Here is a 4,934-nt window from a genome sequence, read left to right as displayed (position 1 = left end):
AACGGCCGCATTTTCGACTACGTCACCATCTTCCCGGAAAAACTTCCCGGCGAGCGCGAGAATTGGGAGAAATGGGTGCGCGTGCCGGTGGAAGCCGATGTTGAATATCGCTTCGTGAAGGCGGCCTACCTTGCCTGGCAAGCCACCGGTGATGACGAATGGATCGCGCAACTTTTGCCGCAATTGGAACGCGCCCTGCACTACATGATGTCGTCACCCTTGCGCTGGAATCAAGAGCATCAACTCGTGCAGCGACCCTACACCATCGATACCTGGGACTTTGATTACACCGCCGGCCGCTCGCCGTGGCTGAATTTTCAGATTACCGATCAAACCTATTGGGGCATTTTTCACGGCGACAACAGCGGCTTTTGTGAAGCGGCAGAATTGCTCGCAAAGCTGCATCATCATCTTGGTGATGAAAAAAGCGCGGCGCGCTGGGCGGAAACGGCTGCTGGCGTACGCAACCGCGCCAATGCCCTGCTCTTCAACGGCCGCTTCTACACCCATTTCTTCAAACTCACGCCAGTGACGATTGCGGGCGTGGATGAGGCCGCGCAACTGAGCATGAGCAATCCCATGGCCATCAATCGCGGCATGGCCACGCACGCGATCGCCGTGGCGATTATCAATGAATATCAACGCCGGCAGCAAACTGTCAGAGCCTTTGCGCCCTGGTACGGCATCGATCCCGCGTTTCCCGGCGGCATTTTTGGCGACGAAATACTCGTGCCGGGCGCGTACATCAACGGCGGCATTTTCCCGCTCTGCGGCGGCGAGTTGGCCCGCGCTGCCTTTGAACATGGGTTCGAAGACTTCGGCTACAAGACGCTCGAACTTTATCGGAATATGATTGCCGACAGCGGCGAAACCTATCTTTGGTATTTCCCCGATGGCACGGCGTCATCAATCGAAACCAGTACCAGCCCCGATGCCATGCCCACCGATGGCTGGGGCTCTTCAGCCATGTTGTATGCTTTTATTGAAGGCTTATGCGGCATTCAGGATTTGGAGCATTCGTTCCGGCGGGTGCGCTGCGCGCCGCGCTGGGCCGCCACCGAAGAAAAGCAGGGTGAAATCAAAGTTGGCTATGCCGCCTCGGGCGCTACGTTCGGCTATCGCTATCATTTGCAGGAGGGCATGTTGCAGATGCAACTCGCGGCGTCCGGTTCCCATGTGGAGTTACATGCCCTGCTGCCGGGCAACAGTCGGGCCCGTGTTGTGCGCTGGAATGGCGAGGCCGTGGCATTCGAAAATCACGAAGTGGAGACGAGTCACTATGTCGAGGTGAAAGGTACAGTGGCGAATACGGCAGAGGTGATCATTCAATTTGAGAGCGTCTAGTTATGTCAAACTTCAAGTACGTGAGGCAACCCGCAAGCTTTCTGCTGGCGGGCAGTTTATTTCTTATCCTTCTCTCTCTCCCGGTCATGGCACAAACTCAACTGAAACTCTATGCCGGCCTGGTGAAATCCAAAGGCTATGTCGTCGGCTCCAAGCTGGCGGCGAGCGGCTTGCATCGCTACGACGGCGATCAAATCTGGACGCACATGGGTTGGAACATGCCGCGCGTCAGCGCGATCACGCAGGATCCCAACAATCCGGCGATTATCTATCTTGCCTGCGGCAGCGGCTCGGCACGCACGCGTGACGGCGGCAACTCCTGGCGCATGACGACTGATTGGCGCGTTACGGAAACGCAGGACATTTGCGTCGATCCCAATGCCCCGCAGCATGTTTATCTTGCTACGGCCTATGGCATCTGGGCCACCAAAGACGGCGGCGAAACCTGGCAGGAAACCAACACCGGTTTGTCGAAAAAATTCACCCAGAGTGTCAGAGTCGATCGTGCCCAAGCCGGCCGCCTGCTTGCCGGCACTGAAGGCGGATTGTATCTTTCCGCTGATGGCGCAGCCAACTGGTCTTTAGTTGGCCCACCAGAAGTCACAATTCTTGATCTCGAACAGGCCGCCTCAGCGCCGAATGTTTGGCTGGCCGCAACCCAGGATCGCGGCGTATTGCTGTCGCAGGATAATGGCAACACCTGGCAGTTTGCCAAGGGCGGCCTGGCGCAAGCCGTGATTTATGCGGTGGGCATCGACCCGCGCAATCCGAAAAACATGTCGGCCGTGGGTTGGGGCGCCGGCGTAATGGTGAGTATCGATGGCGGCGCCACCTGGCAGGATCGCAGCGCGGGATTGCCGGTGCGCAATTGCTATGAAACCGCGTTCGATGTGAATCAGGCAGGAAGATTGTGGGTCGCGACTTTTGAGGAGGGCGTTTTTTATTCGGATGATTTCGGCCGCACCTGGCAGGATGCCGGCATGCACGGCGCAATTGTGTTTGATTTGGTTTTTCTGCAGACGAAGTAACTCCAAGTTCTGTTACATTGCCTTTTGATGGAATTGCCTTGCGCAACTGCAACCTAACGCCCGATGCTTCACACTTCAGACTGTCATTCCGAAGGAACCCTGTGAAGCACTGGGCAAAGCGCTTATGAGGGTTCTTTTTAGTTTAGCATAGAGACACTTGCTGCCCAACAGCGCCTCCCAAATCCTATTTGGATATTGCCATGAAATCCATGACCAGAAATTCAAGCTTTTTCCTGAACACAATAACATATTCCGCCGCCATTCTCATGGCCATGACAATTTCAACCACCGCCTACAGCCAAGCGCGCCTCAACCGCGCTGAGCAAGTGCACGCCTATCAAACGCGCGCCGATTCGTTGATCCGCTACTACGCGCAAGCCACGCCCGCCAGCGACCTCAGCCGCGGCGGGTACATTGAGATTGCCGCGCGCTTGCACCGCAACCAGGACATGCCGTGGGTACTTGCCCGCCTCGATACCTTGATGCAAAAACCCTCGGGCGACATGTTCTGGATGTACCCTTTCATCACCGTTACCTACGCCGGCCGGCACAATCTGCCGCCAGAGTATCAACAACGCATGCGCGAGATGTGGCGCACCTATCATCCCTATCGCGGCGACACCGAGAATCATTGGGCGATGTACTACACCGCACTTTATCTCATCACGCAAATGTATCCCAACGAGCCGGGCGAGCGCTGGTACAACGGCCGCAGCTCGCAGGAAACGTATGCAGAGGCGCGTGAATATTTAATTCATTGGATGGATATCGCCACCACCATCGGCCAGGGCGAATACGACTCACCGGATTACTTCGGCGTGTTTGTCGTGCCCATGGCCCAGCTTTACGCCTGGGCCGAAGACCCGGAAATGAAACAACGCGCCGCCATGATGCTGGAATGGATTCTGGCGGATTTTGCGGTGGACAACCTCAACGGCCTCTACACCGGTGCGCACAGCCGCACGTACCCCAAGCAGGTGAAAGAGCAGTGGGATGTGGGCTCCTCGGCTTTTGCCTGGCTGCTGTGGGGCAACACCCCCTTCCGCCCCACCGGCGAAGCAGCGATTCTCGCGATGAGCGGCTATCTGCCGCCCGAAATCATTCACGACATTGGCACTGATCGTGCCACGCCCTACGTTCACAAAGAGCGCAAGCGCACGCGCCATCGCATTCGTTTCAGCGAGATGAAGAACGCGCCAGTTTACAAATACTCCTACATGCGCAAAGAATACGCACTGGGCTCCAGTCAGGGCGGATTGCTGCAGCCGATTCAGCAGCACACTTGGGATCTCACCTGGGCGGTTGATGATCCGCGCGGCAAGCACAATACCTTTTTCACCATTCATCCCTACTCCTCCCCTGTTGAGTTAGGCATGTACTTCGCCGAACATCTCGGGCCGATCACCGAGTTGGTGGTGCGCTCAAAAACCACCTATGACTCGCCCGACAAATGGACCGGCGGCTCGCCGCACGAACAAGTGTTTCAATACGAAGATGCTTTGATCACTTTATGCGATATTCCCCCCGACACACGCTTCCCGCTTTTTGCCGGCTTTTTCTCGAAGGATTTGTCACGCCGCGAAGAAGACAAGTCGGGCTGGATTTTCGCGCAAGGCGGGGAGGCTTTGATCGCATTTTACCCGCTGGCGAAATATGAATGGCAGAAGGATCAAGACGGTGACTGGCGGTTGCTCAGCAAGCAGCTCAAAAACGGCGCCATCGTGCAAGTCGCGCCGGCAGAAGATTATGCTTCATTCGAGGCATTCCAGCGCGCTGTGAAAGCGCTGCCACTGAAAGCGGTAACCCAGCCCAAGCCCAGCGTGCGCTTCACCTCGTTGCGCGGGGCGCAAATGGAATTCACCTACGCTGAAACGCCGCGTGTGAATGGCGTGGCCGTTGATTATGAGAACTGGCCGTTGTTCGACGGGCCGTTCATGCACGCGGACAAGGGCAGCCGCAAGTTGGAGTTGCGTTATAGCAAACTGCGGCGGGTGTTGGATTTTAACACACTAAAAATAGCAGAATGGGTTGAATAAGGAACTTTTAGAAGACTCGTTTCCATGCACAGGCGAAAATTTATCAAAACCGCGGGACAGACTCTGACAGGTTTGTTCGGGTTATCTGCTTTAAAAAAGTCTTCGTCTCTGTTCGATGCTGTGATGGCTGCTTCCGCCCCTCGCGCAATTGAACCGCGTGATGAAGCCTTTTGGGCCATGGTGCGCGAGCAATTTCCACTCACGCACGAGCGCATCTATCTCAACACCGGCGGACTGGGGGCCTCACCCTACGTTGTCATCGAGGCGGTGAAGAACAAAATCACCGAGCTGGAACGCATTTGCGAAACCGGGCACAGCGAAGAGCTGTGGCATGACATCAAATCCAAAGCCGGGCAAATTCTCGGCTGCAAGCCCGAAGAGCTGGCCTACATGCGCAACGCCACCGAGGGCATCGCCATCGTCTGCAACGGCCTGCCGCTCAAGCGCGGGGATGAAGTCATCACCACCGGACATACCGCCGTTGGCACGGTAGCCGCTGTAGAATTAGTCGGTGCTGTTCCGGTGC

The 4,934-nt window shown here is 56.4% G+C and carries 3 protein-coding genes; all 3 read left to right on the top strand.

Going from position 1 to position 4,934, the window contains the following annotated elements:
• Positions 1 to 1,430: 1,430 nt before the first annotated feature.
• A complete protein-coding gene (locus tag FBQ85_26450; protein MDL1878673.1) occupies positions 1,431 to 2,372 on the top strand; it encodes a hypothetical protein in 942 nt (313 codons plus the stop codon).
• A gap of 272 nt (positions 2,373 to 2,644) precedes the next feature.
• Complete coding sequence (locus tag FBQ85_26445) at positions 2,645 to 4,408, top strand: hypothetical protein (GenBank protein ID MDL1878672.1); 1,764 nt, start codon at positions 2,645 to 2,647, stop codon at positions 4,406 to 4,408.
• A gap of 24 nt (positions 4,409 to 4,432) precedes the next feature.
• The coding region (locus FBQ85_26440) for a hypothetical protein (protein ID MDL1878671.1) at positions 4,433 to 4,934 on the top strand (502 nt) is incomplete at its 3' end.

Source organism: Cytophagia bacterium CHB2 (genome assembly GCA_030263535.1).
GTDB lineage: Bacteria > Zhuqueibacterota > Zhuqueibacteria > Zhuqueibacterales > Zhuqueibacteraceae > Coneutiohabitans.
This window is presented reverse-complemented; position numbering and strand designations above follow the sequence as displayed.